24 protein-coding genes are annotated in these 26,750 nt (G+C 66.7%); 13 read left to right on the top strand and 11 right to left on the bottom strand.

Annotation, left to right across the window (positions count from 1 at the left end; all coding sequences use genetic code 11):
- The first annotated feature begins 24 nt into the window (after positions 1 to 24).
- Entirely contained in the window at positions 25 to 561 is a 537-nt protein-coding gene (locus tag AAE021_RS15460; RefSeq protein ID WP_342023190.1) for a YbhB/YbcL family Raf kinase inhibitor-like protein, read from the top strand.
- Between the two features lie 100 nt (positions 562 to 661).
- A complete protein-coding gene (locus AAE021_RS15455) occupies positions 662 to 1,465 on the top strand; it encodes an HAD family hydrolase (RefSeq protein WP_342023189.1) in 804 nt (267 codons plus the stop codon).
- Positions 1,466 to 1,511: 46 nt separating this feature from the next.
- Here AAE021_RS15455 and AAE021_RS15450 read toward each other — a convergent pair whose 3' ends face one another.
- From AAE021_RS15450 to AAE021_RS15440, 3 genes are read right to left on the bottom strand one after another with little or no spacing between them, the layout of a single operon-like run.
- The gene (locus AAE021_RS15450) at positions 1,512 to 2,306 is read right to left on the bottom strand and encodes a phosphatase PAP2 family protein (RefSeq protein WP_342023188.1); all 795 of its coding nucleotides are present in this window, start codon (positions 2,304 to 2,306) and stop codon (positions 1,512 to 1,514) included.
- Positions 2,303 to 3,604, bottom strand: a complete 1,302-nt coding sequence (locus AAE021_RS15445) for an alpha/beta hydrolase (protein ID WP_342023187.1) — start codon at positions 3,602 to 3,604, stop codon at positions 2,303 to 2,305. The genes AAE021_RS15450 and AAE021_RS15445 overlap by 4 nt, the downstream gene beginning before the upstream one ends.
- Positions 3,601 to 6,108, bottom strand: a complete 2,508-nt coding sequence (locus AAE021_RS15440; RefSeq protein ID WP_342023186.1) for a DUF2156 domain-containing protein — start codon at positions 6,106 to 6,108, stop codon at positions 3,601 to 3,603. Before AAE021_RS15440 ends, AAE021_RS15445 begins: the two co-directional genes overlap by 4 nt.
- A gap of 170 nt (positions 6,109 to 6,278) precedes the next feature.
- On the opposite strand from AAE021_RS15440, the gene AAE021_RS15435 reads away from it, so the two are divergent.
- Complete coding sequence (locus tag AAE021_RS15435) at positions 6,279 to 7,070, top strand: glycerophosphodiester phosphodiesterase (RefSeq protein ID WP_342023185.1); 792 nt, start codon at positions 6,279 to 6,281, stop codon at positions 7,068 to 7,070.
- A gap of 51 nt (positions 7,071 to 7,121) precedes the next feature.
- On the top strand, positions 7,122 to 8,231 hold the full coding sequence (locus AAE021_RS15430) for a glycerate kinase (protein ID WP_342023184.1): 1,110 nt from the start codon (positions 7,122 to 7,124) through the stop codon (positions 8,229 to 8,231).
- A 58-nt stretch (positions 8,232 to 8,289) separates the two neighbouring features.
- Here the strand turns inward: AAE021_RS15430 and AAE021_RS15425 are convergent, their stop codons facing one another.
- On the bottom strand, positions 8,290 to 9,603 hold the full coding sequence (locus AAE021_RS15425; RefSeq protein WP_342023183.1) for a uracil-xanthine permease family protein: 1,314 nt from the start codon (positions 9,601 to 9,603) through the stop codon (positions 8,290 to 8,292).
- A 147-nt stretch (positions 9,604 to 9,750) separates the two neighbouring features.
- Between AAE021_RS15425 and AAE021_RS15420 the strand changes: the two genes are divergently transcribed.
- Together AAE021_RS15420 and AAE021_RS15415 are read left to right on the top strand one after the other, a co-directional pair.
- On the top strand, positions 9,751 to 10,614 hold the full coding sequence (locus AAE021_RS15420; protein ID WP_342023182.1) for an SDR family NAD(P)-dependent oxidoreductase: 864 nt from the start codon (positions 9,751 to 9,753) through the stop codon (positions 10,612 to 10,614).
- Positions 10,611 to 12,020: an aldehyde dehydrogenase family protein gene (locus AAE021_RS15415; protein WP_342023181.1), complete on the top strand. Its 1,410-nt coding sequence runs from the start codon at positions 10,611 to 10,613 to the stop codon at positions 12,018 to 12,020. The genes AAE021_RS15420 and AAE021_RS15415 overlap by 4 nt, the downstream gene beginning before the upstream one ends.
- Positions 12,021 to 12,112: 92 nt before the next feature.
- Here the strand turns inward: AAE021_RS15415 and pgm are convergent, their stop codons facing one another.
- The 4 genes from pgm to AAE021_RS15395 all read right to left on the bottom strand — a co-directional run bounded on the left by pgm (position 12,113) and on the right by AAE021_RS15395 (position 17,259).
- The gene (gene pgm / locus AAE021_RS15410) at positions 12,113 to 13,744 is read right to left on the bottom strand and encodes a phosphoglucomutase (alpha-D-glucose-1,6-bisphosphate-dependent) (protein ID WP_342023180.1); all 1,632 of its coding nucleotides are present in this window, start codon (positions 13,742 to 13,744) and stop codon (positions 12,113 to 12,115) included.
- Positions 13,745 to 13,793: 49 nt separating this feature from the next.
- A complete protein-coding gene (locus AAE021_RS15405; RefSeq protein WP_342023179.1) occupies positions 13,794 to 14,027 on the bottom strand; it encodes a hypothetical protein in 234 nt (77 codons plus the stop codon).
- Between the two features lie 139 nt (positions 14,028 to 14,166).
- Entirely contained in the window at positions 14,167 to 15,570 is a 1,404-nt protein-coding gene (locus tag AAE021_RS15400) for a peptide MFS transporter (protein WP_425362489.1), read from the bottom strand.
- Positions 15,571 to 15,813: 243 nt separating this feature from the next.
- The gene (locus AAE021_RS15395; RefSeq protein WP_342023177.1) at positions 15,814 to 17,259 is read right to left on the bottom strand and encodes an amidase; all 1,446 of its coding nucleotides are present in this window, start codon (positions 17,257 to 17,259) and stop codon (positions 15,814 to 15,816) included.
- Between the two features lie 129 nt (positions 17,260 to 17,388).
- On the opposite strand from AAE021_RS15395, the gene AAE021_RS15390 reads away from it, so the two are divergent.
- The 4 genes from AAE021_RS15390 to AAE021_RS15375 all read left to right on the top strand — a co-directional run bounded on the left by AAE021_RS15390 (position 17,389) and on the right by AAE021_RS15375 (position 20,145).
- Entirely contained in the window at positions 17,389 to 17,706 is a 318-nt protein-coding gene (locus AAE021_RS15390) for a rhodanese-like domain-containing protein (protein WP_342023176.1), read from the top strand.
- Positions 17,703 to 18,671, top strand: a complete 969-nt coding sequence (pheA, locus tag AAE021_RS15385; protein ID WP_342023175.1) for a prephenate dehydratase — start codon at positions 17,703 to 17,705, stop codon at positions 18,669 to 18,671. Before AAE021_RS15390 ends, pheA begins: the two co-directional genes overlap by 4 nt.
- 191 nt (positions 18,672 to 18,862) lie before the next feature.
- The gene (locus AAE021_RS15380; RefSeq protein ID WP_342023174.1) at positions 18,863 to 19,744 is read left to right on the top strand and encodes a DNA topoisomerase IB; all 882 of its coding nucleotides are present in this window, start codon (positions 18,863 to 18,865) and stop codon (positions 19,742 to 19,744) included.
- A gap of 128 nt (positions 19,745 to 19,872) precedes the next feature.
- Positions 19,873 to 20,145: a hypothetical protein gene (locus AAE021_RS15375; protein WP_342023173.1), complete on the top strand. Its 273-nt coding sequence runs from the start codon at positions 19,873 to 19,875 to the stop codon at positions 20,143 to 20,145.
- Here the strand turns inward: AAE021_RS15375 and AAE021_RS15370 are convergent.
- Positions 20,142 to 21,266, bottom strand: coding sequence for a diacylglycerol/lipid kinase family protein (locus AAE021_RS15370; protein ID WP_342023172.1), 1,125 nt, complete (start codon positions 21,264 to 21,266; stop codon positions 20,142 to 20,144). The two genes, AAE021_RS15375 and AAE021_RS15370, sit on opposite strands and share 4 nt — an antisense overlap.
- A gap of 64 nt (positions 21,267 to 21,330) precedes the next feature.
- Between AAE021_RS15370 and serS the strand changes: the two genes are divergently transcribed.
- Both serS and AAE021_RS15360 read left to right on the top strand, forming a co-directional pair.
- Positions 21,331 to 22,608: a serine--tRNA ligase gene (serS, locus tag AAE021_RS15365; protein WP_342023171.1), complete on the top strand. Its 1,278-nt coding sequence runs from the start codon at positions 21,331 to 21,333 to the stop codon at positions 22,606 to 22,608.
- 96 nt (positions 22,609 to 22,704) lie between these two features.
- Positions 22,705 to 23,556, top strand: coding sequence for an HAD family hydrolase (locus tag AAE021_RS15360; RefSeq protein ID WP_342023170.1), 852 nt, complete (start codon positions 22,705 to 22,707; stop codon positions 23,554 to 23,556).
- A gap of 20 nt (positions 23,557 to 23,576) precedes the next feature.
- Here AAE021_RS15360 and AAE021_RS15355 read toward each other — a convergent pair whose 3' ends face one another.
- Both AAE021_RS15355 and AAE021_RS15350 read right to left on the bottom strand, forming a co-directional pair.
- Complete coding sequence (locus tag AAE021_RS15355) at positions 23,577 to 24,206, bottom strand: hypothetical protein (RefSeq protein WP_342023169.1); 630 nt, start codon at positions 24,204 to 24,206, stop codon at positions 23,577 to 23,579.
- Positions 24,207 to 24,452: 246 nt separating this feature from the next.
- Entirely contained in the window at positions 24,453 to 24,998 is a 546-nt protein-coding gene (locus AAE021_RS15350; RefSeq protein WP_342023168.1) for an inorganic diphosphatase, read from the bottom strand.
- 228 nt (positions 24,999 to 25,226) lie between these two features.
- On the opposite strand from AAE021_RS15350, the gene dacB reads away from it, so the two are divergent.
- Positions 25,227 to 26,735 carry a D-alanyl-D-alanine carboxypeptidase/D-alanyl-D-alanine endopeptidase gene (dacB, locus tag AAE021_RS15345; protein WP_342023167.1) on the top strand — a complete coding sequence of 503 codons (1,509 nt, stop codon included), beginning with the start codon at positions 25,227 to 25,229 and terminating at the stop codon, positions 26,733 to 26,735.
- Positions 26,736 to 26,750: the final 15 nt, after the last annotated feature.

Raw genomic sequence — 26,750 nt, 5'->3', positions numbered from 1 at the left:
CCACCAGGAAAAGGAGAGAAACACATGCAGTCCCACGATCCCTATGACGCGTTGCCGCAGGTGCCGGCCTTCACCGTCACCAGCGATGATTTCTCGAACCTTGAACCGTTCACCCTGGCCCAGTACAGCGGAAAAATGGGAGTGCCGGGCGGAAAGGATGAATCACCGCAGCTGAGCTGGTCCGGAGCACCGGAGGGCACCAAGAGCTTCGCGGTGACCATCTTCGACCCCGACGCACCCACCGGCAGCGGATTCTGGCACTGGGCTGCCTTCAATATCCCGGCGGGGGTGTCATCCCTGCCGGCAGACGCCTCAAACCGGCATGAACTGCCCAAAGGCACGGTGGAGCTGGTGAACGACGCCGGGTTCCGCGGATTCGTGGGAGCGGCCCCGCCCGCGGGACACGGCCCGCACCGCTACATGGTGGTGGTCCACGCCGTCGACGTGGAAACCCTTGAAGTGCCCGCGGATGCCAGTCCTGCCTTCCTGGGATTCAACCTGTTTACCCATACCTTGGCCCGGGCCCGGATAACCGGGCTTGCGGAGGTCGCGGCCGAGTAGTGGACGCCGCTTCGCCGCCTGCGGCGAAGCCCGCCGGTCCGGTTAGGCTGGAGTCGTGCGCAGCTGCGCACACCAACTCCGTGAGTGAATGAGGTGCCCGGTGCGTCTGGTGGCAAGTGACCTGGACGGGACCATCGTCGGTCCCGACAACCGGATCAGCGACCGGACCGTCCGCGCGTTCCGCGACTGCGCTGAAGCGGGCATCGACGTCGTTTTTGTCACCGGCCGGCCGCCGCGCTGGCTCAGTCCGCTGCGGGACCTGCTGGGCCACCGCGGGACCGTCATCTGCTCCAACGGTGCCATCACGTATGACCTGGCGGCCGGGCGGGTGCTGGAGGCTCAGGCTTTGGCCCTGCCGGACATCTTTGCTGCCGCCGGCGTCATCAGGGAGCTGTACCCCAGCGCACGCTTCGCCGCCGAGACCGTGGACGGGTTCCATCTGGGTCCGGGCTTCCTCGAGCCGGGATCCGGTGAATTGCCCGGCGCCGCCACTCCGGCACCGTTGGAAACCACCCTGGACGAGTCCCACACCGTGGTGAAGTTCCTGGCCCGGGTGGACGGTGCGTCCCCGGACGAGTTCCTGCACAAGGTTCGGCCCTCCGTGGCGCACCTGGTCTCGACCACGCATTCCGCGCCTTCCACCGCGCTGCTGGAGATGTCGCTGCTCGGCCTGGACAAGTCGGTCACCCTGTCCGGCTATGCCGCATCCCGCGGCATCGACCGTGCGGACGTGGTGGCCTTCGGGGACATGCCCAACGACGTGCAGATGCTGCAGTGGGCAGGCTGCGGGTATGCCATGGCCTCCGGACACGCGGACGCCCTCGCCGCCGCGGACAAGGTGGCACCGGCGTTCGCTGACGACGGCGTCGCACAGATCCTCGAAGCGCTGCTGCGCCGCACCTGAAGCTCTTGGGGCGCTGCCGGGACACCATCCGGAACCGCCGGTGGGATCAGCTGCGCGCCGTTTGCTGCGCCGCCCGCCGGGAGTGCAGCAGCCGGTGCGCGGTAATCACCACGGCCAGCCAGGCCAGTCCCAGGGTCCAGGCCACCAGGACGTCAGTGAACCAGTGGTGCCCGAGGTAGACCCGGCTCAGGCCCATGGCGGCCGCAAAAGCTGAAGCCAGGACCACGGTCAACACCTTCGCGCCGCGGCTGTGCAGGTGCAGGATCAGCAGGTACGCCACCACGCCGCTGATGACGACGGCGTTCAGCGAATGCCCGCTGGGAAAGGATGCCGAATACTCGAACGGGGGAACGGCCTCCGTCAGGGCCGGCCGCGCGCGGCCCACCACTTCCTTGCCGGCCACTGTCATCAGCAGTGAGCCGGCGGCCGCGGCGCATACCAGCAGCACCGGCGTCCAGGACCGCCACCGCAGCGCCATGGCCAGCATCGCCGCGGCCGCCAGGATGGGCATGCCGATGGTGCCGCCGAGGTTGGTGAACGCCGTCACGGCACTGTCCAGCTGCGGTGAACGCAGCATCAGGGCCGCATCCAGGACGGGCTGGTCGAGGCGGGCCACTCCGTCCGACTCGGTCACCGACTCGTAGACTTCCGCCGAGCCCAGGGTGAGGAGAACGGCCGGAACCAGTCCCGCCGCCAGTGTGATGAGCAGCGCGGCATGCGGAGAGGTCAGCTGCGCCAACCATTGGAACGCCGCGGCGAGCCAGCCCGGTACCCGGGACCGGGACCGTTCCGGGGGACCGGAGCCCTGCTGCGGTGGAGGCTGAAAACTGTCTCGGGTCATGAAGACAGTATGCCCAACCGGCGGCCCAGCCAGTCCAGGTTTTGTGCCAGACCCGCTTTCCACACCTGCCAGGAGTGGGCGCCGGGCACCTTCTGCAGGATGATCTCCATGCCCGCGCTTCGGGCGGCGGCGGCAACCTTCTCCCCCTGCGGGGCGTAAACGGAGTCATCGGCTCCAACCACCACAATCCCGGCTGACTCGGGATAGGAACCGTCCGCCAGCAGGTCCAGGGCATTCTGTTTCGTGAACGCGGCCGCGTCGCCGTTGAAGTACGTATTGATCAGGGCCTGCCTGCCCTGCGGGATTTCGGGTTCCGCTTCCCCGGATATGTCGATAAAGGTGGGGTAGGCCTCCGGATAATTTGCAGCCAGCTGCAGGGCGCAGGTTCCGCCGTAGGAGTATCCGGCAATTCCGAACTGGGATCCTCCGTTCAGGCCGGCGGCCAGGTGCTGCTGGACCCATGCCGGAACGTCCACCGCCAGGTACGTGGCCGAGGAGCTGATCTCGGAATCCAGGCACAGTGGCCAGTTTTTGTTGTTGGCATTGGAGGCATCGGGCATCACCACTACGGGAGCCAGCCCCGCGTGGTCCGCGGCAAAGGAATCCATCATCTCGAGCAGCTGTCCTCCCACGAGCCAATCGCCGGGCGAACCCGGCTGGCCGTGGATGAGCACCAGAACCGGCAGGTTTACCGCCGCCGGGTCCGCCAGGTAGGCGGGCGGAAGATAGACCAGCGCCGGGTTTGAGGCATATCCGGAAACTGCTCCCGGGATGGAGGCCGAGTACACCTTGCCGCCCGCCGGCATCGAGTCCGGGGGAGTCCAATTGGTGTCGGTGGTGGCGGGCAAACCCGCGGCGCTGCCGGGACTTCGCTCCGGCAGCGGCTCAGCCTCGGGCTGCGGCGGGCTGAACAGGGATCCCACGGTGGGGAACTGCCCGTAGGCGCTGTTGGCCGCGCCTGCGACAGCGGTTACTGCCAGGGCCGCTGCCGTGACGGTTACCAGCCGCGGCCACAGGGAGTCCGCCGCCCGGATTCGGGGAAAGACCAGGATGAGGCAAAGTATGCCGAATGCTGCATAGATGTAAAGGATCCGCGGCAGCGACGCATTCCACCAATAAAAGACGTCTTCCGCCAGGCCGTAGAGGATCAGTGTCAGCAGCACCGCCACCGCCGCTGCCAGCGGCACCACAAGGAAAACGTGCCGTCGCCTACCCCACGCCAGCCACACCAGGGACAGCGCGCCCAGGACCAGCAGCACCGCCGGCACGGCCCCGCTGACCAGTGAAATCGAAGTCACCGGGCGCGGTCCACGATACGCCGGACCATGGTGAGGCCCTGCGCCAGGGAGATCCGGGGCAGGTAGGCCCGTGCAACGGCGTTGCCGATGGCGGGCAGGGACGCCGGATCGAAGTACGTCATGTACAGGGGGACATAACGGGGCTGGAACTTGGCTTTGAAGGCCAGCAGCGAGCGGAAGCCGTACACCGGCTCCAAGGTGGAGCCCAGCAGGTCAAGGACAGAGTCCAGGAGCTGGGCGTCACCCTTTCCGGTTCTCTCGGTCCGGGCCAGGGGAGCGCCGGAGAGGCTGAGGAGCTCGTAGCCCTCGTCCTGCAGCATCCCGGCCGCGGATGCGATCAGGAAATCCATGGCCGGGCGGAAGCCGCTGCCGCGCCGGCGCATGAAATCCAGCGTCCACCCCACCACCCGGCCGTCCCGGTACACCGGGAGCCAGGACGTCACGCCATGGATGGTGCCGTCGCTGTCCACGGCGATCAGGCACCGGACCTCGGGATCATCCACCTCGTCCAGCCCGCCCAGGGTAAAGCCCATTTCCGGCATCTTTTTGTCCGCCACCCATTCTTCGGAAATGGCGTGCAGCTGATCCACCACGGCCAGCGGCGCCGTCGGATAGTTGATCCACTTCGCCTCGATGCCTGCCTTGCGGGCGTGGTTCAGCGCCGTCCTCAGGTCCTGGAATTTTTTCCCCCGGAACTCCATGTTCCCCAGCTCCAGGATGGTCTCCTCGGCAACCTGCAGCCTGGAGAACCCCAGGCCGGCGGTGACGGTTTCAACCTCTTCGTCCACTGAATAGAAGCATGCGGCAGCTCCGTTGGCCGTGCAGAAATCGACAAATTCCTCAATGGTCCGGCGCAGTTCGCGGCGCGGTCCCACGGGACGTCCGACAGTCAGCGCAACGCCGGGGTTGGGACGGAACGCGACGTATGAATTGCCGCTGGGGGAGAACCAGTACGTGTTTCCGGGCCAAAGCGTCATCCACGTCATGGTTCCGCCGCCGTGGGCCTTGAGGAGGGCGCGGGCCCGGTCGGTGTCCCTGGAGTCCCGGCGGTAGGCAGGCTGCAGGAATGACCTCAGCAGGAGCACGCAGACAAATACCCAAAACAGCACGCCCACGCCCTCATACAGCAGGTCGGCCGGCAGAGTCAGCGGGAGGAGCCCGGGAGTCGACGTCGGAATCTCCAGTTCCAGGACCGGCAGGAACCGCTCCGGCAGGTCGGCGATCAGTGCCACAGGCGTCGCCTGCGGGGTGAAGTCATTGCGGAAGGCCAGTCCACCGAGGACATACACGGCACTGAGGAGTACGGCTGCTCCGGCCACAGTGACCGAGAGCCGGCGGTACGTGGCCGGCGGCGCCGAGACCGTGAAGAGGCCGCGGGCGGCACAGAGCAGCACGAACACACCGAGGGGCACCAACACGGGCAGGACCAGGGCCAGCGCATTTTGGGCCGCACCCAGTTCATACCGGCCGGCATATCCCCCGGTGAGGTACCGTGCCGCGCGGAGCGCCGCCAGGACGGTCATCAGGCCCTGCAGTGCCACGGCCCCCCACCAGGCAAAACGGCGCCCCCGCCGCAGCCCTTCGGCCAGGACAACCAACAGAACCTGGGGCAGCGTGGCCAGGAAGAATCCGGCCGGACCGGCACGCAGCTGCAGCGCAGCGGCGCCGCAGTCTGTCTTTTGTGCCGGTTCGCTGCACAGCGCCGCGAAAGTCTGCGCGTCGATGAGTTCAATGTCGGTATTGAGGAACCGCAGCACCGCCAGCGGCCCCACCGCTTGGGCACTCAGCGCCGAAATGACCGGCCCCGCCGCTGACGCTGCCACGATGAGGGCCACCAGCACGCGCGCTTCCCGCCGGCTGATCACCACCCGGCCCGGAAGGGTGGGCGGCCGGCCCTCCAGCACCGGTCCCGCGAAGGCACCTGTCACAGTGGCAGCGAGCACCGTAATGCTGTGGAACGAGCCGCCGTACAGGGCCAGAAGGATCAGCAGGGTGAACAGTCCAACCCTCACCCTGCGGCGCCACAGGGTGGGAAAGCGGGCGCTGGCCGCGGCGGCCACACCGCAGACCAGGGCCACCGGCCCCACGAAGGACTCGGATTCCAGGGCCAGCGACCATTCTCCGGGAATGGCGTTGGCGGCATGGGCGAAACCGATCGCGAGCAGCGCGCCGAGAACCTGGCTGAATACGGCGGCCGCAGCAAATCTGGCCGAGCCGATAAGGCGTTCGCAGGGAAGCGCCACCAGCAGCACCAGGAGGGTGCCGATGATGTACCCGCCCAGATTGGCGGCCCAGAACCCGGAGAGCAGCAGGGCCGGCCAATGCCCGGGGAGTGAACCGGCCGAGAGAATGACCCAGTTGGCCACCTCACCGGCGGGCCCGGAGACCAGGCTTTCGCTGACTGCCCCGGCAATCCACAGGACGGCGAGAAAGCTTAGGGTTACCGGCGCGCGCTGGGCACTGCCGCGCAGCCAGTGCGCCGGCCAGCGCAGCGGGCGCGGCATACCGGATGTCCTTCCTGCAGTGGACTTCGTCGCCAAAACCGGGTACCTCCGCACCACGTCGCCGCTCCCGTGCGGAACAGCGGCGCCCGGGTGCTGCCAGTCTAGGACCGGAACCGCCGGAAGGGGATGGGCTGTGCCGCTGCCGGGGACGCTATGGATAAAGTACGCACGTGAGCTTTTCCTATTTTGACTCCCCGGCACCGCTGGGCTTTTCCCATCGTGGATTCTCCCGGGACGGCCTCGAAAACTCCATGGCCGCGTTCCGCGCCGCAGCGGAGCTCGGGTTCGGGTACTTGGAGACGGATGTGCGCACCACCCGCGACGGCGTACTGCTGGCGTTCCATGACGCCACGCTGGACCGCGTTGCCGGCGCCGGAGGGCCCGTGCGGAGCCTGAGCCTCCGCGAGCTCCGGCAGGCGCGGATCGGGGGATCGGAACCCGTCCCCACGTTCGAGGAGGTCCTGACGCAGCTGCCGGACGTCCGGTTGAATGTGGACATCAAAGACGCCGCCGGTTCCGCTGAACTGGCACGGCTGCTGAACAAACACGGCGCGCAGGACAGGGTGCTGGTGACATCCTTTTCGGACCGCCGTCGTCTGGCCGCGCTGCGGCGCCTGTCCCGGCCCGCAGCCAGTTCCGCCGGGGTGCTCTTTACCGCCTTGACCGTCCTGCTGGCGCCGGCCGGCCTGGCGGGGCTGCTGGCACGGTTGGGCCGGTATCAGTGCCTGCAGGTCCCCGAGGTGCAGGGCCGACTGCGGATTGTCACCGCACGCTTCCTGGCCCACTGCCACAAAGCGGGCCTGCAGGTGCACGTGTGGACTGTCAATGACCCGGCGGATATGGAACGGCTGCTCGACCTGGGCGTGGACGGACTGGTCTCCGACCGGGCGGACCTGCTCGCGGAGGTGCTGGCGCAGCGGGGAACCTGGCCGCAGCGTGGCTCCGGGCCGGCCGGGCCTTAACCCACTGCCTCCGGAGAGCCGGATCGGCCCCCGGGCTGGCAGTATGGGTGCATGCGCGTACTCATAGCTCCGGATAAATTCAAAGGCTCACTCTCCGCTGTGGAAGCGGCGGAAGCCATGGCCGAAGGCGTGCTCGCCGTGTACCCGGAGGCGGACGTGACCATGGTTCCGGTGGCTGACGGCGGAGAAGGCACCCTGGAAGCTGCGCTCGCCGCGGGGGCCAGCGAGAACACGGCAAGCGTGAGCGGACCCCTGGGCGGTTACGTCACCGCTGTGTGGGCCCTGACCGGAAAAACCGCAGTAATTGAAACTGCCCGCGCCTCCGGGCTGATGCTCGTGGATCCCTCCGTGCAGTCATCGCTCGCGGCCTCCAGCTACGGCAGTGGGGAGCTGATCCGGGAGGCACTGGACGCCGGAGCCACCGAAATTGTGCTGGGCATTGGCGGTTCGGCCATGACGGACGGCGGCTCCGGGGCCCTGACCGCCCTGGGCTTGAGGATCCTGGACGCAGCGGGAGACCCGGTGCCGCCGGGTGGCGCCGGCCTGTCCCTGGCGGCGGCGATTGACGCATCGGGCCTGGATGGCCGGCTGCGCGGCGTGCGGGTACGCATCGCCGCAGACGTCACCAACCCGCTCACCGGCCCGGAAGGAGCGGCCCATGTGTTCGGGGAACAGAAAGGCGCCGATGCCTCGGCCCGCCTGCTGCTGGATGAAGCGCTGGTTCGGTGGGCCGAGCTGCTGCGGGAGGGGACCGGCGTCGACGTCGATATTCCGGGAGCCGGTGCGGCCGGCGGTTTTCCGTCAGCATTCCTCGCGTTTACCGATGCCTCCCTGGAAAGCGGCTTCGACGTCATCGCCCGGCTGACGGGACTGGATGCAGCACTGGAGAAGGCTGACCTGGTCCTGACGGGCGAAGGATCACTGGATGAGCAGTCCCGGTACGGCAAGGCTCCGCTGTCAGTTGCCGAGCGGGCCCGGGATTCCGGTATCCCGGTGGTCGCCCTGGCGGGACGGATCACCCTGCCGCCGCAGGTGCTGGCGGAATACGGCGTGGTGGCAGCCGTGAGCTTGCTGGACCTGGTGTCGGACCCGCAGGAAGCCATGACCCAGGCCGGCCGGTGGCTGACCCGGGCTACCGTCCAGGCACTCGAAGGCGCGTAACGGCCGCTGACAATAAGGGGCTCCCGCTGTTTGCGGCGGGAGCCCCTGCAGGCTGGAGCTAGCCCAGCCGGCTCGGCTTGGCGCCCAGGTCTTCGGCCGGCTGGTCCGGGTCGGTGCCGCGCCAGCGGGCCACGGCCTGCATTCCGTGGAAGGCGATCAGGGTGGCTCCCGTACCCAGGGCGATCCCGCCGAACTCCAGGCCGGCCACCACCCAGGTGAAGTTGGCGATGGCAATGATCAGGCCCAGGCCGGCGGTGGAGAGGTTGATCGGGTTGGAGAAATTCACCCGGTTATCCACCCAGATGCGCACGCCCAGGATGCCGATCATGCCGTAGAGGATCACTCCCGCGCCGCCGAGCACGCCCGGGGGTACGGTGGCAATCATCGCGCCGAACTTGGGAAAGAGGCTCAGCAGGATGGCCACGATGCCGGCCACCCAGTAAGCGGCCGTGGAATACACGCGGGAAGCTGCCATCACGCCGATGTTTTCCGCGTAGGTAGTGGTGGCGGAGCCGCCGCCGGATCCAGCCAGGACGGTGGCCAGGCCGTCAGCCATCAGCGCGCGTCCCGCGTAGGGGTCAAGATCGCGGCCGGTCATCGCCGCCACGGACTTCACATGGCCGATGTTCTCGGCTACCAGCACCAGGACGACGGGGACAAAAAGGCCGATCACCGAGAAGTGGAAGGTTGGCGACATGAATTCCGGCAGTCCAAACCACGCGGCGTCACCGATCGCCTGGAAGTCCACCTGGCCCTGGATCATTGCCGCAACATAACCGGCGATCACGCCGATCAGGATGGACAGCCGGCCCAGGAAGCCCCGGAACAGGACGGTGCACAGCAGGATCACCACCACTGTCACGACGGCGGTGACCGGTCCCTCCTCAAAGTTGGTCCGGGCGGTGCCGGCGAGGTTGAGGCCGATCAGGGCCACGATGGTTCCGGTAACCACTGGCGGCATAAGGATCTGGATCCACTTGGTGCCCGCCACCTGGACGGCAAGGCCGATGAGGAACAGGACGGCGCCGGCCATGATGATGCCGCCCAGCGCGCCGCCGGGGCCATGCTGGTTAGTGGCCGCTCCAATGGGGGCTATGAACGCGAAGCTGGAGCCCAGGTAGCTGGGGACCCGTCCCGCCGTGATGATCAGGAACAGGATGGTGCCGATGCCTGAGAACAGCAGAGTGGTGGCGGGCGGGAAGCCGGTCAGGAGTGGAACCAGGAAGGTGGCGCCGAACATGGCCACCACGTGCTGGGAGCCGATGCCAATGGTCCGCGGCCAGCTCAGCCGTTCCCCGGGGGCCACATATTCACCGGGTTTAATGGTCTTCCCATCACCATGAATGGTCCAAGACGTACCGAATCTGCTCATGGATGTGCCTTTCAAAGACCAAGGGAGGGTTCGTGCAGAATAGTACCGGGCGTTGATGTCCACGGTGTTACGTTGCAGGCGTAACCATTTTACCGGCAGAGCAATCGGGGTCGGAATGTGTCGTATCCCGCGAACGGACGGATCAGCATGGGCATATCAGTTTCGGGCCGAACGGTACTCATCACCGGTGCGGCCATGGGGATGGGCCGGCTGTACGCCGAGCGGGCCGTGCGCGGCGGCGCCGCGCACGTGGTCCTCTGGGACCGCAACGCCGATGCCCTGGAGGCAACTGCCGCCGACCTGCGTGCCATGGGTGCGGCAGCCGTCCACCCGCGGGCGCTGGACGTCAGTTCCCTGGAGGAGGTAACGGCTGCCGCCGCAGAGACCATGGCGGAGATCGCCGTGCCTGACGTCTTGATCAACAACGCCGGAATTGTCCGCGGAAAGTACTTCTGGGAGCACGATCCCGGGGCGGACATCCAAGCCGTGATGCAGGTAAACGCGGTGGCGCCGATGCACATCACCCGCGCCTTCCTGCCGGCAATGATTGCCCGCCGCACGCCGGCCCGGATCCTGAACGTCGCTTCGGCGTCAGGCACCCTCTCGGTGCCGAGGATGAGTGTGTACACCGCCTCCAAGTGGGCGGTCATCGGGTGGAGCGATTCGCTGCGGCTGGAACTGAATGAATCCGGCAACGGTCATGTCCAGGTCACCACGCTGATTCCCAGCTACATCAAGACCGGCATGTTTGCAGGCGCCCGCGGGCCCCTGATGACGCCCCTGATGGAGCCTGCGTACGTGGTGGACCGGGCGTGGGCCGCCCTCATGGCCGGCAAGGCGAGAATCCAGCTGCCGTGGACGGTGCCCCTGGGAAGCGCCCTGCGGGGACTGCTGCCGCAGCCGCTGTGGGATGTTGTTGCCGGGCGGGTGTTCAAGGTTTACCAGTCGATGGACCATTTCACGGGACGCCCGGAAACCCCGGCACATGCTGCGCCGGAGGCACGCCGATGAGCGCCGGCGTCCTGCAAACCGCAGGGAACAGTCCGGAACTGGATATCAGCTCACTGGTTGCGGCAGTGCGCCGGACCTGCGACTCAGGCCGGACCCGGCCGCTGGAATGGAGGCGCGCGCAGCTCCACGGCCTGATCCGCATGCTCAGCGAACGGGAGTCTGAGTTCGCCGCTGCCCTGGCCAGCGACCTCGGAAAAAATCCGTTGGAGGGATACCTGACGGAACTGTCCATTACACGGGCTGAGGCGGAGTATGCGCTGAAGCACCTGGCGCAGTGGACCCGCGGCACCAGGGTTCCGGTGCCGCTGGGCCTGCAGCCCGCATCAGCCAGGACCGAACCCCAGCCGCTCGGCGTGGTGCTGATCATTGCACCGTGGAACTATCCGGTGCAGCTGCTGCTGGCACCGCTGATCGGCGCGCTCGCAGCGGGCAACGCAGCGGTCCTCAAGCCCTCCGAGCTTGCGCCCGCCGCGTCGGCGGTCATTGCCGAGCTTGTGCCGCAGTATCTGGACCCGGACGCCGTCGTGGTGGTGGAGGGCGGGCAGGAGGCCAGCACGGCTCTTCTCGCCGAGCGGTTTGATTCCATCTTCTTCACCGGAGGAGAGCGGGTGGGCCGCGTGGTGCTGGAGGCGGCGGCCAAGTACCTGACACCGGTCACGCTCGAACTCGGCGGCAAGTCACCCGCCGTCGTCCTGGACGGGAACATGGCCGCTGTGGCCCGCCGCCTGGTGTTCGGCAAAATGCTCAATGCCGGCCAAACCTGCGTGGCACCGGATTACGTCCTCGTGACAGAGGATGCCGCTCCGAAGCTCCGCAAGCAGCTGGCCAAGGCCGTCACAGAGCTGTATGGCAAAGATCCGGCCCGGAGCGCTGACCTGGGCAGGATCATCAATGCCCGGCACTGGGACCGTCTGCACGGGCTGCTGGAAAGCGGCACGGTTCTTGCCGGCGGGCGCGGCGACCGGGACTCGCTGTACCTGGAACCGACCATCCTGACGGATGTGCCGCCGGACTCGGCGGTTATGCAGGAAGAGATTTTCGGACCGATCCTGCCCGTGCTCACCGTCAAGGACCTGGACGAGGCCATGGCGTTTATCAACGCACGTCCGGTGCCGCTGGCGTCCTACCTGTACACGCAGTCCCCCGCGGCCCGGAAGGCCTTCGAACGCGGCGTGCGGGCCGGCAGCGTGAACCACAACGTGAGCACCGTGCAGCTGGCCGTTCCCGGACTGCCGTTTGGCGGTGCGGGTGCGTCCGGCACCGGTGCCTATCACGGCAAGTACTCGTTCGACACGTTCAGCCAGCTACGCCCGGTCTTCACCAAGGGAACGCTGCTGGACACGCTGAAGGTCGCCTACCCGCCCTACACGGGGCTCAAGCGACGGCTGCTGCGCCGCCTGCTCTGAATCCGCCACCCCACCGCGAGATGGCGGAAACTGCCCTTCCCAGGCCTGGGAAACGCACTTTCCGCCATCTCGCGGGGCCGGGCTAGGCCGGGCTAGGAAATAACCCCGTCCACAATGGCCTTGGCTTCGGCCTGGACCGTGCGCAGGTGCTCGATGCCCTTGAAGGACTCCGCGTAGATCTTGTACACGTCCTCGGTGCCGGAGGGGCGTGCGGCAAACCATGCGTTCTCGGTGGTCACCTTCAGCCCGCCAACCGGAGCACCGTTGCCCGGCGCCTCGGTGAGCCGTGCGGTGATCTCCTCGCCGGCCAGGGTGGTGGCTGTGACGTCCGACGGCGACAGCTTGGCCAGCGCCGCCTTCTGGTCCCGGCTGGCCGGGGCGTCCACGCGGGCGTACTCCGGGTCGCCGAACTTTCCGGTCAGCTCCCGGTACCGCTGGGACGGCGTCTTGCCCGTCACAGCGGTCATTTCCGAGGCCAGCAGGGCCAGCAGGATCCCGTCCTTGTCAGTGGTCCACGCCTTGCCGTCACGGCGCAGGAAGGACGCGCCGGCGGATTCCTCTCCGCCGAAGGCCGCTTCACCGCTGAGCAGGCCCGGGACAAACCACTTGAAGCCCACGGGGACCTCCATCAGGGTGCGGCCCAGGTCGCCCGTCACGCGGTCGATCATCGAGGAGGACACCAGCGTCTTGCCCACGACGGCGTTCTTCGGCCAGTCCGCACGGTTGCGGTACAGGTAGTCAATGGCGACGGCGAGGTAGTGGTTGGGGTTCATCAGCCCGGCATCCGGGGTGACGATTCCGTGGCGGTCGGCGTCGGCGTCGTTGCCCGTGGCGATGTCATATTCGCCGGCGCGGGAGATCAGGGACGCCATCGCGTAGGGCGAGGAGCAGTCCATGCGGATCTTCTCGTCCCAGTCCAGGGTCATGAAGGCCCACTGCGGGTCCACGTTCGGGTTGACGACCGTGAGGTTCAGCTGGTGCATCTCGGCAATGGCGCCCCAGTAATCCACTGATGCGCCGCCCAGCGGGTCCGCCCCGATGTGGAGCCCGGATTCGCGGATGGCATCGAGGTTCAGGACTGAAGGGAGGTCCTGGACATAGTTCTGCAGGAAGTCGTACGTCCCCACCGAGTCGGCCAGCCGGGCCTCGCCGAGGGGAATGCGCTTGACTCCGCGCAGTCCGTCTTCCAGCAGCTCGTTGGCGCGGTTGGCGATCCAGTTGGTGGCCTCCGACCCGGCGGGCCCGCCGGTGGGCGGGTTGTATTTGAAGCCGCCGTCGGCCGGAGGATTGTGCGACGGGGTGATGATGATGCCGTCGGCCTCCTCGGTGCGGCCGGTGTTGTGCTTGAGGATGGCGTGGCTCAGCGCCGGAGTGGGCGTGAAGCCGTTGCGGGAATCGATCAGGACGTTCACGCCGTTGCCGGCGAGGACCTCCAGCGCGGTGTTCTGTGCCGGCTCTGACAGCGCGTGGGTGTCCTTGCCCATGAACAGCGGGCCGGTGATGCCCTGTCCGGTGCGGTACTCGACGATCGCCTGCGTGATGGCGGCGATGTGGGGCTCGTTAAAGGCACCGTTCAGGGATGATCCGCGGTGGCCCGACGTGCCGAAGACCACGCGCTGCGAGGGGTCCTGCATGTCGGGCGAGATGTCGTAGTAGGCATCCAAGAGCGCCGTCAGGTCAACAAGGTCGGAGGGTTGGGCAACTGTGCCAGCTCGGTTAGACATACCCCTAAGCATGCCAAACAAACACCCCCTTGGCAGGAGTAGCGCTCCTTTAGGGCTTTCGGCCGTCCGCCGGTGAAGCGGTGGAAGTGGTGCCGGAGGTCTTGTTCTCCGAGTTCATGCCTTCGGAAATACTCGCGTGGACTTCCACTTGGTCGTCGGTTTCATTCAGGCCCCCGGTTCCGTCGGGGACAAAGTCAGCGGCGTCCTTCGCCAGCGCTTCCGCCGGGTTGTCCGCGGCCTCGGCGGGATCTTTGCCGGTGCCCCTGCCCTTGGTGTCAGTCACGGCATCCTCCTCATCGTCAGTGTGCTTACTGTTTCAGGTTTAGCACCAGGGCAGGGAGTTAAACAACAACGACGACGGCGTGGGCCGTCGTCGTTGTTGTCTGCCCCGCGAAGCCGCGGGTGGTGCGGTGCTGTGCTGCTTAGCGCACGCCACCCATCAGCTTCTTGATGGCGGGAGTGGCTGCGGCCAGGGCAACGCCCAGGACGATCGCCGTGATGCCGCTGAACAGGAAGTAGCTGACTTCGGTATCCGGGTTGTAGAACTGTGCAAGCCAGCCGGCCAGGGTGGTGCCCAGGGAAACGGACAGGAAGAACAGAGCCACCATCTGGGTCCGGAAAATGGACGGCGCCAGCTTGGTTGCCACGGACAGGCCGATTGGGGACAGGAACAGCTCAGCGAACGTGAAGAGCAGCAGGATCCCGGCCAGGGCCAGCAGCGGAGTGCTGTTGGGGCCTCCGCCGGAGAACGGAATGAAGGCCAGGAATGCCAGGCCCATGACGGCCAGGCCCAGGGCGAACTTCAGCGGGGAGGACGGCTGCTTGTCGCCCAGCTTGGTCCAGACTCCGGCGAATACCGCTGCGAACACGATGATGAAAATCGGGTTGATGGACTGCACGAAGCTCGGCGGCATCTCCCAGCCAAACAGGTCGCGGTTCAGTGACGTGTCGGCGTAGATGGCCACCACGGTGAACTGCTGCTGGAACAGGGCCCAGAAGGCTGCGCTGGCAATGAACATCGGCATGAAGGAGTACACGCGGCGGCGTTCGAGCTTGTTGACCTTCTTGCTCGTCAGGATCACCACGAAGTAGCCGATGGACGCCAGGATGGCCACCACGGCCATGACCACTGCCAGGTTCTGTGCGCCCAGCAGGCCGAAGACCACGGCCAGGATGATGACGGCGATGGCGGCAACTGTCCAGATGATGACCTTGGTGAACTGCGCGCGGGGCAGCGGGTTGCTGACCTCATGGGCGGATTCAGGCAGGTACTTGCGGGTCATGCCGTACTGGATGAGGCCGATGGCCATACCCAGGGCGGCCAGCCCGAAGCCGTAATGGAAGCCGTATTCAGTCCAGGCCAGACCGGTCAGGAGCGGGCCAAGCAGGCCGCCGATGTTGATGCCCATGTAGAAGATGGAGAAACCGGCGTCGCGGCGCTCATCCTTCTCTTCGTACAGCGTTCCGACGAGCGAGGTCGCGTTGGCCTTCACACCGCCGGAACCGAGGGCGATGAGGATCAGGCCGGCGGCAAGTCCCGCGGCGCCCGGCAGGACGGCCAGGGAAATATGGCCGAGCATGACAATGACGGCGGCGTAGAACAGCACGCGCTCGGAACCCAGCAGGCGGTCCGCGATCCAGGCACCGAGGATGGTCGACAGGTAGACGCCACCTCCGTATGCACCGACAAGGCCGGTGGCGACGGCCAGGTCAATGCCCAGCCCGCCTTCCGTAGCCGAGTAGTACATGTAGTACAGCAGGATGCCCTGCATGCCGTAGAAGGAGAACCGTTCCCACAGCTCAACGCTGAAGAGGTTCGCCAACATACGGGGATGGCCGAAAAAGGACTTGCGGGCCGGCGGAGCGGCTGAGGTGCTGGGATTAGAACTCACCCAAACATATTCGCACCGGAGCATGGGAGTCTCCAGCGGCGTCAGCCCATAAATCTCCGTCCTGCGGCTTTTGCCGCAGGAGCCCCGGTGAGAAAGGTCACGAACAAATCGGTGCCACGGCACACTGTTACGGCTGTTGGGAAGGGCTGCGGGACAGCGTGGGGTAGGATATGCGGTTTATTTCTCCAGTTGGGCGGCCACTGACAGCAGCTGGGCCTCGGCCCCGGGCCGCCCAATGAGCTGGATGCCCATGGACAGTCCTGTTTCCGTCTTGAGGGTCGGCACCGTGATGGCCGGCAGTCCGCAGACGTTGACCATGGAGGTGTAGGGGGAGTAGCGGCACTGCCGGGCGTAGTCCTCCATGCCCAGGGCGTCCTCATCTCCAGCTCCGGCCCCCGGTTCGTTTGCCTGGTACCACCCCAGTGGGCGCGGAGTCATGCCCAGGGCCGGGGTGAGGATCATGTCGTAAGCGCTGTAGGCGCGGATGGTGTCTTCCTCGAAGCGGCGCAGAATGTCGATGGCCGAGACCAGGTCGGCCGCAGAACGGCGCAGGGCCCGGCGGCGGACCGCGGCAGTCAGCGGGGTCAACCGTGCCTCCCCGCCCCGGGGCAGCTCCAGCGTGGCCAGCGACGCCGTCCACACCGTCCGGAAGGCATCCGGATACCTCTCGTCATAGCTGAGGTCTGCGTCCACCACGTCGTGTCCTGCCGCCGCGAGGTCGCGGACTCCGGCCTCCAGCGCTGAGGTGGCCTCGGGGTCCAGTGTGATGTCCAAGCGGGAAGAGAACGGTGAAACCGTGCTCACGCCAATGCGGAACCTTCCCTCGGCGCGCAGTGCTGCGGCCAGGAAACTGCCGTCGACGGGCGCGGCCGACGTTGCGTGGTGGTTGGGCCCGGCAACCATGGCGTCCAGCAGCAGGGCGGCGTCCGCCGCGGTGCGCGCCAGCGGCCCGGCCACCACAAACTGGCCCAGATCGTTCTGGCCGCCGCCGGACGGCACCCGGCCGCGGTTTGGTTTCAGGCCCACCAGGCCGGTGGCAGCCGCCGGAATGCGCACGGATCCACCACCGTCGGTGCCCGGGGCAAACGGGAGCATTCCCGCTGCCACCGCGGCGGCACTGCCACCGCTGGAACCGCCGGGGCTCCGTGAGGGGTCCAGGGGGTTACGCGCCGGAGGTCCCACAAGATTTTCGCTGTAGCTGCTCAGCCCAAATTCCGGAACCTGCGTTTTGCCCAGGCTGATGGCCCCGGCGCGGCGCAGGACGGCGGGCAGCGGGCCGTCCTGCGCCGGGACATACGGTGTGAGTGCGGCGGTGCCCAGGGTGGTGGGAATGCCGGCAACGTCGGCCAGATCCTTATGGGCCAAAGGCATCCCGTGGAGCATTCCCGCCGGACCGCTGCGGGCAAACCGCTCGTCCGCTTCGGCTGCCTCCCGGAGGGCGGTTTCCGGTGTTGCCAGCAGGAAAGCGCCCAGGGCGGGGTTTCGTTCCTCAATCCGCTGCAGGAAGTGCGCGGTCACTTCGCGGGCGCTGACTTCCCCCGATGCAAGGCGGTCCCGCCACGCAAGAGCCGTGGGCTCATCCGGCGGCAGATAGGCGGAGCCGGGAAGCGGCGGAACGGGCATGTGACCTCCGGGACGTGCGGATTATTTTCCGGGCAGGGCTCCCACTATAGGCTGGGAGGGAATCGACCCGGGGGTCCTGGGTCCGGCATGCCGGACGGGCCCCAACCAGCAAGGAACAGGAGTCCGCAAATGGAAAACGTATCCGTCGGCGACATCAGCAGCAACGCCAGGATTTTGGATGTGCGGGAAGACTACGAATGGGAAGCGGGCCATGTGGACGGCGCCCTCCACATTCCGCTCGACGCACTTCCCGAACGTCTCAACGACCTGGACCCCGACCAGGATCTTGCAGTCATCTGCCGCACGGGCGGACGCAGCGCCCGGGCCACGGCATGGCTGGAATCCCATGGCTACTCCGCGGTGAACGTCACCGGAGGCATGGGTGCATGGCTGGAAGCCGGCAAGCCCATGGTTTCGGACAACGGGCAGGAACCCACGGTCGTATGAGTAATCCGCTGAGTGAAGGTGATGGGGGAGCCCCGGTCTCCGGCACGCCGACTTACACCTACCTTGGCCCTGAAGGCACCTTTACGGAAGCTGCCCTGCTGCAGGTTCCGGGCGCCGAAACAGCCGAACGGATTCCCGCCACCAGCGTGAGCGCTGCGCTGGAAATGGTCCGCAGCGGCCGTGCTGATGCCGCGGTGGTGCCGATCGAGAATTCGGTGGAGGGCGGTGTCAGCGCCACCCTTGACGCGATTTCCACCGGCCATCCGCTGCGTATCCAGCGTGAAATCCTGGTGTCAATCACTTTTGTCCTGGCGGTGCGGCCCGGGCTGGATCTGGCCGGAATATCGACTGTTTCCACGCATTCCCACGCTTGGGCGCAGTGCCGGGACTGGGCGGATAAACATATTCCGCAGGCAGAATATCTTCCCGCGTCGTCGACCGCCGCAGCGGCAACCGGGCTCGCCTCGGCGGATCCGGGATACGACGCCGCCATCTGTTCACCGCTGGTGGCGGAGCGGCTGGGACTGGAGGTGCTCCGCCGGGATATTGGCGACGTCGCCGACGCCGTGACCCGCTTTGTGCTGCTCAGTGCTGCTCCAGAGCTGCCGGCGCCCACCGGGGCGGACAAAACCACCCTCGTGGTACCCCTGCCGGAGGACCACCCCGGGGCCCTGATGGAAATCCTGGACCAGTTCTCCGCGCGCGGCGTGAACCTCAGCCGGATCGAGTCCCGTCCCACCGGCCTGTTCCTGGGCGACTACTTCTTCAGCATTGACGCCGACGGGCACATCAGCGACGCCCGGATGGCGGATGCGCTGAAGGGCCTGCACCGGATCAGTCCGAAGCTGCGGTTCCTGGGGTCCTACCCCCGGGCCGACCACAGGGAGCCGGAAATCCCCAAACACACCAGCGACGAGGCCTTCCATTCCGCGGACCTCTGGCTTCAGGGGCTGCTGAAAGGCTAATCTCGGCGCAGGGGCCGCCGGTAAGAAAAGGCCCACACCCGGAGCGGAAGAACGTCAGGGTGAACCGGAATGTGTGATTGACCTGAAACGAGAACAACATGGTGCGGCTGCGGAGGAGCAACTGCGAGCATCCGGGATATTCACGCCGGCGCTGGGGACGGGGCTTCAGCTATCGGGGTCTGCGCGGTGATGTGCTGACCGACAGGGAGACCCTGGAGCGCGTCCGGTCCCTGGCCATACCTCCGGCGTGGACGGATGTGTGGATCAGTCCCTATCCCAACGGGCACATCCAGGCCACCGGTACTGACGCCGCGGGCCGGCGCCAGTACATCTATCATCCGTACTGGCGGGAGATGAAGGACCGGGAGAAATTCGACAGGTCCCTGGAATTTGCACAGTCCCTTCCGGCTGCCCGGCGGCTGATCACCAAGCACCTGCGCGCCGGGGGCAGCGGCCCGCAGCGCGCCTACGCGGCCGCGCTGCGCATTGTCGACGCCGGCGCCCTGCGGATTGGCGGGGAACGTTACGCCGAAGTCAACGGCTCCTATGGGACCACTACGCTGCGCGTGGAGCATGTGACGGTGCAGGGCAACGAGGTGAGGTTCGATTTTCCCGGCAAGAGCGGGCAGGAGTGGCACACCCTGATCGAAGATCCCGACTTGGTGGCAGCCTTGGAACCGATGCTCGCGCGGCCGGACCCGGACACGGCTCTTGCCTATCAGGGAGCGGACGGGACGTGGCACAGCATCACCGGCTCGTCGCTGAATGCGTTCCTGAAAGAGGTGACCGGCGGCGACTTCACGGCCAAGGACTTCCGCACCTGGCAGGCAACGGTGGTGGCAGCGATGCACCTGGCCCGTGCGTTCCCCCTGGTATCCACCAAGAAGGACCGGCAAAAAGCCGTAACCGCCACAACCCGCAAGGTGGCCGAGCACTTGGGGAACACGCCCGCCGTGGCCCGGAAGTCGTACATCGATCCCCGGGTTGTGGACCGCTTCATGGATGGCGATGTCATCGGCATTGCCGGGTTCTCGGCCTCCGAAACCGCGGTGCGGATGATGCTCACTTCGTAATTCGGCGGCGACAGCCGGCTTTCGCCCTTTCCGTAGTCGTAAGTATGCTGATGTTAAGTGTGCAGGGTTTTGCACACGGTTAGCAGGGCCGGAGCCGGTCCTGTGTAGACGTTCAGGAAGGCAAGCGCATGTCTGAATACCCCAATGAGGAAGAACAGCTGACCGACCCCAAGCCGAGCGGGCAGTCCACCGGTGATGACAACTGGCGCGGTGACGCCGGCGACCAGGGCAACGACATCCGCTTCGCCGAGGAAGAGCAGCTGATCCGGGAGCAGGCATCGCCTGCATCGGTGAACCGCGGCGACGAGGGCGAGTACACCGACAAGGACGATGCCGACGGCGGCCAGCCGGCCAAGGAAGAAGGCGGCTACACGGACGCCGAAGGCACCCAGGACTCCTAGGAAGTCCTGCCCGCCGCGGCCCCGTTCCGGGCCGGAACCTGGTTCCGGCCCCCGAACGGCCGGGGCCGCGGCCGGGCCGGTGCCGGTGAACGGATCAGCAGCGCCAGCGGGTTGACCTGAACCCGCACGGTGGTGGCGGTTCCGGTGACATCGCCGTCCAACTGGGTGCGGGTGGGCTGGCCCACGCTGATTTCCACGGTCTTTGCACGGCGGTGGTCAATCACCGGAAGGTCTTTGGGATATTTGGTGACCACCTTGCCCGCCAGCCATAACCAGCCGGCCAGGCTGCGCGGACTCATGACCACCACGTCCAGGAGACCGTCGTCCATGCGGGCTTCGGGGATGAAGTCGATTCCGGCCGGCAGCCGCCCAATGTTCGCAAACAGGATGCTGCGCACCTTGCGCACCCGCGCCGGCTCGCCGTCCAGGGAAATGGACATCTTGGTCCGGCGTCCCGGCAGGAGCCGCACACCGGCCTCGCTGTAGGCCATCCAGCCAACGCGTTCCTTCAGGTCGTCCCGGGTGGCCGCCAGCACTTCGGCATCCAGGCCGATACCGCCCATCACCAGGAAGGCACTGCTGCTGGTTTCCCCCGTGACCGAGTTCTCCTGCGTCATGGTGCCCATGTCGATGCGCCGTTCCTGCCCGTGCAGCGCGGTGCTGACGGCCGCCGGGAGGTCCAGCACCGGCAGGCCGAGGTTCCGCGCCAGCAGGTTTCCGGTACCCAGCGGGAGCAGCCCCAGGGCGGCCGGATTATTGGCCAGGGCACGGGCAACCTCCCGCACGGTTCCGTCGCCACCGGCCGCAACAACGACGTCGGCCCCTGACTGCACTGCCCACCGCGCCTGTTCAAAGCCGGGGCTGTCGGCCGTGGTTTCCAGAAACAGCGGCGGGTCCCATCCGGCCAGCTCGCACGCCTGCTCCAGCAGCACCCGTGCCGCCGGAGCCTGCACCTTGATGGGATTGATGACCACTGCAACTCTCTGGTGCCCCGGGGCCAGCGTCTTGACGACAGCCTGCCCCGCGGATTTGCGACGCCGTCGCCGTACCGAAGCCCACACCACACCCGCCGCCGCGAGGGCCAGGAGGAGTGAAAGCAGGAGGATCTGGGGAGTGGACATAGTGGTTCCCAGCCTAACCCGGGTCCATGCCAGGCCCTGCCGCGGTTTTGGGTACTCTTGAAGCGTGATCGATGTAAATGAGCTCCGCGAAAACCCTGAAAAATTCCGAGCCTCCCAGCGCGCCCGCCAAGCGGACGAGTCCCTGGTGGATGCGATCATTGCCGCAGACGCTGCCCGCCGGGATTCCCGCACCCGCTTCGAGAACCTGCGCGCCGAGCAGAATGCGTTTGGAAAGCGCGTCGCCAAGGCCAAGGGTGAGGAAAAGCAGGCGCTCCTGGCCGAGGTCAAGGAACTGGCCGGTGCCGTCAAGACGGCCGGCGCCGAAGCTGACGCCGCCCAGGCCGAGTCCGACGCGCTGCTGCGCCGGATCCCGAACCTGGTGCAGGACGGCGTTCCGGCCGGCGGCGAGGACGACTTCGAGGTTCTCAAGACGGTCGGAAAGCCCCGTGACTTCGAGGCCGAGGGCTTCACACCCCGCGACCACCTGGAAATCGGTGAACTGCTGGGCGCCATTGACATGGAGCGCGGCGCCAAGGTCTCCGGCTCGCGGTTCTACTTCCTGCGCGGTGTCGGTGCCCGCCTGGAGCTCGCACTGCTGAACATGGCCATGGACCAGGCCGTGCAGGCCGGTTTTGTTCCCATGATCACTCCCACGCTGGTCCGCCCCGAAACCATGCAGGGCACCGGGTTCGACGTTGCGCACGACGCCGAGATCTACCGTCTGGCCGACGACGACCTTTACCTGGTGGGCACGTCCGAGGTGCCCCTGGCCGGCTACCACGCCGACGAAATCCTGGACCTGAACGGCGGCCCCGTCCGCTACGCCGGCTGGTCCTCCTGCTACCGCAGGGAAGCCGGATCCCACGGCAAGGACACCCGCGGCATCATCCGCGTCCACCAGTTCAACAAGGTGGAAATGTTCATTTACACCAAGCCGGAGGACGCCGCCGCGGAGCATCAGCGGCTGCTGGCCTGGGAAGAGGAAATGCTGGCCAAGGTGGAGCTGCCGTACCGCGTCATCGACACCGCAGCCGGGGACCTGGGCATGTCCGCCGCCCGGAAGTTCGACTGCGAGGCATGGGTTCCCACCCAGAACGCCTACCGGGAGCTGACATCCACGTCCAACTGCACCACCTTCCAGGCCCGCCGACTGAACATCCGCGAACGCCAGGACGGCGAGGGCAAGGGAACGCGGGCCGTGGCCACGCTCAACGGAACCCTGGCCACCACCCGGTGGATCGTGGCCATCCTGGAGCACCACCAGAACCCGGACGGATCCGTCACGGTGCCTGCCGCCCTTCGCCCCTACCTCGGCGGACTCGAGGTCCTGCCCGTCCTGTAGGGACAGGTGGTGCCGGAGGGAAAGTTGTTGCCGGAATCAGCGCAGATGTGAGATGAGTCCTTTGAGGATCAGCGGTCTTCTGTTTAAATAAGGGAGATGACTACTTTGACAAGTGCCGGCATCGAAGACCGGCAAGATCCCCGTAACAATCCGCACCTCGTAGCACTGGACGTTGACGGCACCCTCGTGGACCATGACGGACACATGTCCGCCGGTGTCCGCGAAGCCGCACAGGCCGCCATCGCGGCCGGGCACCACCTGGTGATCGCCACGGGACGCTCGTACGGAGCGGCCCTTCCCATCCTGGAACGCCTCGGCATCACCAAGGGCTACTGCGTGTGCTCCAACGGTGGCGTCACCCTGGAAATCGACACTTCACTGCCCGACGGTTACCGGGTGCTGGACCGGGTGGTCTTTGACCCCTCGGTGGCACTGGACGCCCTGCGGGTCAGCCTGCCCACGGCCAAATTTGCGCTCGAGGACTCCCACGGCAACTTCCTCTCCACGGAACGGTTCCAGGACGCCAGCTTTGGTGTCGAGGCCCAGCCCGTCGACTTTGAACGGCTGCGCAGCGCTGAGGCGGTCCGCGTGGTGGTGTTCAGCACCGATTCAACCGCCGAGGAGTTCGGCGAGGCGGTGCGGGCCATCGGGCTGCACGGCGTGACGTATTCCGTGGGCTGGACCGCGTGGCTGGATATCGCGGCCGAGGGCGTCACCAAGGCCAGCGCCCTGGAAAAGGTCCGCTGCACCCTGGATATCGACCGGAAACACACCCTGGCCATGGGTGACGGCCGCAATGACATCGAGATGCTCGGCTGGGCGGGCCGGGGAGTGGCCATGGGCCAGGCTCCGCAGGAGGTCCTGGAAGCGGCCACTGAAGTCACGGGAACCGTTTATGAAGACGGCGCGGCAACAATTCTCCGCGGGCTGTCGGACGCTCAGGCCTAAGCCGGCGTAACCCCGGCTGGTCAGTAGGTCAGCGCTGCAGGCGGCAGTGCCGCCGGTCCGTAGCAGAGCGACAGCAGCCGGGCTGCGGCGGGACGGGTTGCCCACTCCTCCTGCCAGTGGGAGCGCACCACAGCCTTGCTGACTGCCTGCGTGGTGATGCCCAGGAGTTCGGCCACGTACTTCTGCTGGCCGCGCGCGCCCGGCGTCATCAGATCCAGGACCTTCCATTCGGCGTCGGTCCGGCTTGCCACTATCTGGCCGAGCAGCCGCAGGACAGCCTGGGCCTCGGCCGCAATATCCATATCCGGACCGTCCACGGCAAGCGGAATACGCTCGCCGGTTTTTCGTGCCCGGTCCACGGCGCGGCGGGTGTAGACCAGTCCGAAGCCGTCATTATCCAGAATGGCCTGCTTCAGCGGCGGGCGCAGTTCGCCGACGCCGATCCCCACGTTCCAGCGCCGCTGCCGGATGGCCGTCAGCGCCGCCTCCACGGCCGCCGGGGCATCGGCCAGCACGCCCTGCGCTTCGTCGCCAACGGAGCGCTGGAACGGGACAGATGCCGGCAGATGCCGCAGTGACCGGATCAGGTCCGGGACGAGGTCTCCGGATTCCCGCGAGTCCCGCTGGTTAATGGTCAGCACGTAATGCATGGGATCAGCATGCCAGAGCAGCAGGAAAAACAACCGGATTCGGTTGCGGCGCGCCATCGTAAGCCTTGCCCCGACGGTGGGCAGGAAAATCACCGGACCGGCGCAGCCGGCATCACGGAACCACAGCAAAACGGCATCAGGGAATCAGTGCAAAACGACGACGGCGGCCGCCCCGTAAAGGGGGCAGCCGCCGTCGGGCGCTGATCCGGATCCGGCACCGCTGGGGCACCGGCCGGGCAGGAAGTGCTAGTTGTTCTTCGGATCGGCGTCGACGTCGCGGCCCTGGGGCTCGTCCTCTTCGCTGCCTTCGCCGAGCGCTTCGAAACGCTTCAGGGATGCCTCAACCTCGGTCTCGGCAGCTTCGCGGCCGGCCCAGTCAGCGGCTTCAACCCACTTGCCCGGCTCCAGGTCCTTGTACTTGGTGAAGAAGTGCTTGATCTCATCGAGCAGGAAGTCGGACACGTCCGAGATGTCCTGGATGTGATCGAAACGCGGGTCCACGGGAACGCACAGAACCTTGGCGTCTCCGCCGCCGTCGTCCACCATGTTGAACACGCCGATCGGGCGGGATTCCACCAGGACGCCCGGCATCAGGTCGAAGTCCTGCAGCATGACCAGCGCGTCCAGGGGATCGCCGTCCTCACCGAGGGTGTTCTCGAAGTAGCCGTAGTGGGTGGGGTAGGCCATGGACGTGAAGAGGATGCGGTCCAGGCGCAGGCGGTGGGTTTCGTGGTCGATTTCGTACTTGACCCGGGATCCCTTGGGGATCTCGATGGTGACGTCGAGCTTCATGGATACTCCTCTTGCGCGCGGCACCCGGGGGCACCGCACAACGGATTGGCGAACGCGGCGTCAAGGAAAACGGTGCCGTGAACGTAGGCTGATCAACACGCCAACAGCCGCGTGAGTGTCCGCGTCAACGCGGGCTGCGGCGCCGGTCTAGTCTTAAAGATATATGTCTTGGTGCCCTTTCACTGTTTCCGGCAGTGGACGAGGCTAACGGAAAGCAGTGGTGAGGCGATGGCTCGGGCGTTTACCGGCCTGCTGCTGACCCTGGTTCTTGCCGTGCTGGTTCTCCCGCTGGCCCTCTACGTCGGGCCCCCGGTCCTCGCCGCCCTCCGTTCCGAGCAGCCCCAGCGGCAGCTCGTGGTGCCGTCCCACCAGAACGCGCCATCCCGGCTTGCCGCCGGCGGCGAGGAATTCCCGGTCCCGGCAGGCACCGGATCGGCGGCCCCGGACCCGGCGGCCCTCAAGGAACTGCTGGACGCCGAACTGACGGTCACCGGCAGCGGGACGTTCCACGGTTCGGTTCTGGATGCCATGACTGGGGAGGTCCTCTATGACCTCGACGGCTCCAGTGCGGTAACACCGGCATCCAGCCTCAAGATCCTCACGGCCGCCGCCGCACTCGCGGACCTCGGAGCCGACACCCGGTTTGAAACATCCGTCCACCAGGGCAGGGCCGGGGGAACCATTGTGCTCAAGGGCGGGGGAGACGTTCTCCTGACCGCTGGTGAATCGGACGACGAGCAGCCGGACGAGACTGATGGCGGCCAAACGGACGAAGTCCAAACTGATGACGGCCAATCGGATGAAGACCATACGGCGGCCCGGGCCGGCTTGGCCACCCTCGCCGATAAGACGGCGGCGGCACTAAAGGCACGGGGAACCACGGGAACCGTCCGCGTCCAGGTCGACGACACTCTCTTCACCGGGGACTCCCTGTCGCCGGACTGGAGCACCGAGGACGTGGAGGCCGGAGAAATGGCGGCTCTGTATCCGCTGGCCATCAATTCCGCCTGGGCCGAAGAAGGGGTCTCCTCCGGTCCGCGGGTCGACGACGCAGCCCTGGCGGCGGCCAAGGCCTTTGCCGGCGCGCTGAAAACATCGGCCGCCGGATACGGATTCAGCGTGAACCCCGTCATTGAACGCGGCACCGCAGCCGACGGCGCTGAGCAGCTGGCCGCGGTTGAGTCGGCTCCCGTTGCGGACCAGGTCCGGCACATGCTGCTCACCTCGGACAATTACCTGGCCGAAGCACTGGCCCGAATGAGTGCACTGGCCACCGGCCGGGAAGCAACGTTCCAGGGCGGAACGGATGCAGTGGCTGCCGCGGTGTCCCGGCTTGGCGTTGATACGGCGGGACTGGTCCTGGCCGATGCCTCCGGGCTGGCCGCCGGAACGGAAATCACCACCGGGCAGCTCGCCGCAACGGTGCAGGCGTCATTGACCACAACGGAAAACGACGTGCGTGCCCTGCCATACTCCCTCCCGGTCGCCGGGCTGAGCGGCACCCTCGCCTCCAGGTTCTCCGACGGCACTCCGCCTTCGGAGTCCGCCGCCGGCATCGTCCGGGGCAAAACCGGAACCCTGTTCGCCGTGACATCGCTCAGCGGGTACGTCACTGACGCAGACGGCCGGCTGCTGTCCTTCGCCTTCGTGGCCAATGGACTCGAGGCCAACACGGCGCAGGCCCGCGACGCCGTCGACGCCGCCGCAGCCGTCCTGGCCGGGTGCGGCTGCCGCTGACGGCGTTTGGCGTTG

Source organism: Arthrobacter citreus, from assembly GCF_038405225.1.
Taxonomy (GTDB): Bacteria; Actinomycetota; Actinomycetes; order Actinomycetales; family Micrococcaceae; genus Arthrobacter_B; species Arthrobacter_B citreus_A.
This window is presented reverse-complemented; position numbering and strand designations above follow the sequence as displayed.

Coding starts and splice junctions, on each gene's coding strand:
- AAE021_RS15450 (WP_342023188.1), bottom strand. CDS start 2,306: ATGACCCGAGACAGTTTTCAGCCTCCACCGCAGCAGGGCTCCGGTCCC.
- AAE021_RS15440 (WP_342023186.1), bottom strand. CDS start 6,108: ATGCCGCGCCCGCTGCGCTGGCCGGCGCACTGGCTGCGCGGCAGTGCC.
- AAE021_RS15420 (WP_342023182.1), top strand. CDS start 9,751: ATGGGCATATCAGTTTCGGGCCGAACGGTACTCATCACCGGTGCGGCC.
- AAE021_RS15375 (WP_342023173.1), top strand. CDS start 19,873: ATGTCTGAATACCCCAATGAGGAAGAACAGCTGACCGACCCCAAGCCG.
- AAE021_RS15355 (WP_342023169.1), bottom strand. CDS start 24,206: ATGCATTACGTGCTGACCATTAACCAGCGGGACTCGCGGGAATCCGGA.
- dacB (WP_342023167.1), top strand. CDS start 25,227: ATGGCTCGGGCGTTTACCGGCCTGCTGCTGACCCTGGTTCTTGCCGTG.
- AAE021_RS15370 (WP_342023172.1), bottom strand. CDS start 21,266: ATGTCCACTCCCCAGATCCTCCTGCTTTCACTCCTCCTGGCCCTCGCG.
- pheA (WP_342023175.1), top strand. CDS start 17,703: ATGAGTAATCCGCTGAGTGAAGGTGATGGGGGAGCCCCGGTCTCCGGC.
- AAE021_RS15425 (WP_342023183.1), bottom strand. CDS start 9,603: ATGAGCAGATTCGGTACGTCTTGGACCATTCATGGTGATGGGAAGACC.
- AAE021_RS15460 (WP_342023190.1), top strand. CDS start 25: ATGCAGTCCCACGATCCCTATGACGCGTTGCCGCAGGTGCCGGCCTTC.
- AAE021_RS15415 (WP_342023181.1), top strand. CDS start 10,611: ATGAGCGCCGGCGTCCTGCAAACCGCAGGGAACAGTCCGGAACTGGAT.
- AAE021_RS15400 (WP_425362489.1), bottom strand. CDS start 15,570: ATGTTGGCGAACCTCTTCAGCGTTGAGCTGTGGGAACGGTTCTCCTTC.
- AAE021_RS15395 (WP_342023177.1), bottom strand. CDS start 17,259: ATGCCCGTTCCGCCGCTTCCCGGCTCCGCCTATCTGCCGCCGGATGAG.
- AAE021_RS15430 (WP_342023184.1), top strand. CDS start 7,122: ATGCGCGTACTCATAGCTCCGGATAAATTCAAAGGCTCACTCTCCGCT.
- AAE021_RS15390 (WP_342023176.1), top strand. CDS start 17,389: ATGGAAAACGTATCCGTCGGCGACATCAGCAGCAACGCCAGGATTTTG.
- pgm (WP_342023180.1), bottom strand. CDS start 13,744: ATGTCTAACCGAGCTGGCACAGTTGCCCAACCCTCCGACCTTGTTGAC.
- AAE021_RS15360 (WP_342023170.1), top strand. CDS start 22,705: ATGACTACTTTGACAAGTGCCGGCATCGAAGACCGGCAAGATCCCCGT.
- AAE021_RS15350 (WP_342023168.1), bottom strand. CDS start 24,998: ATGAAGCTCGACGTCACCATCGAGATCCCCAAGGGATCCCGGGTCAAG.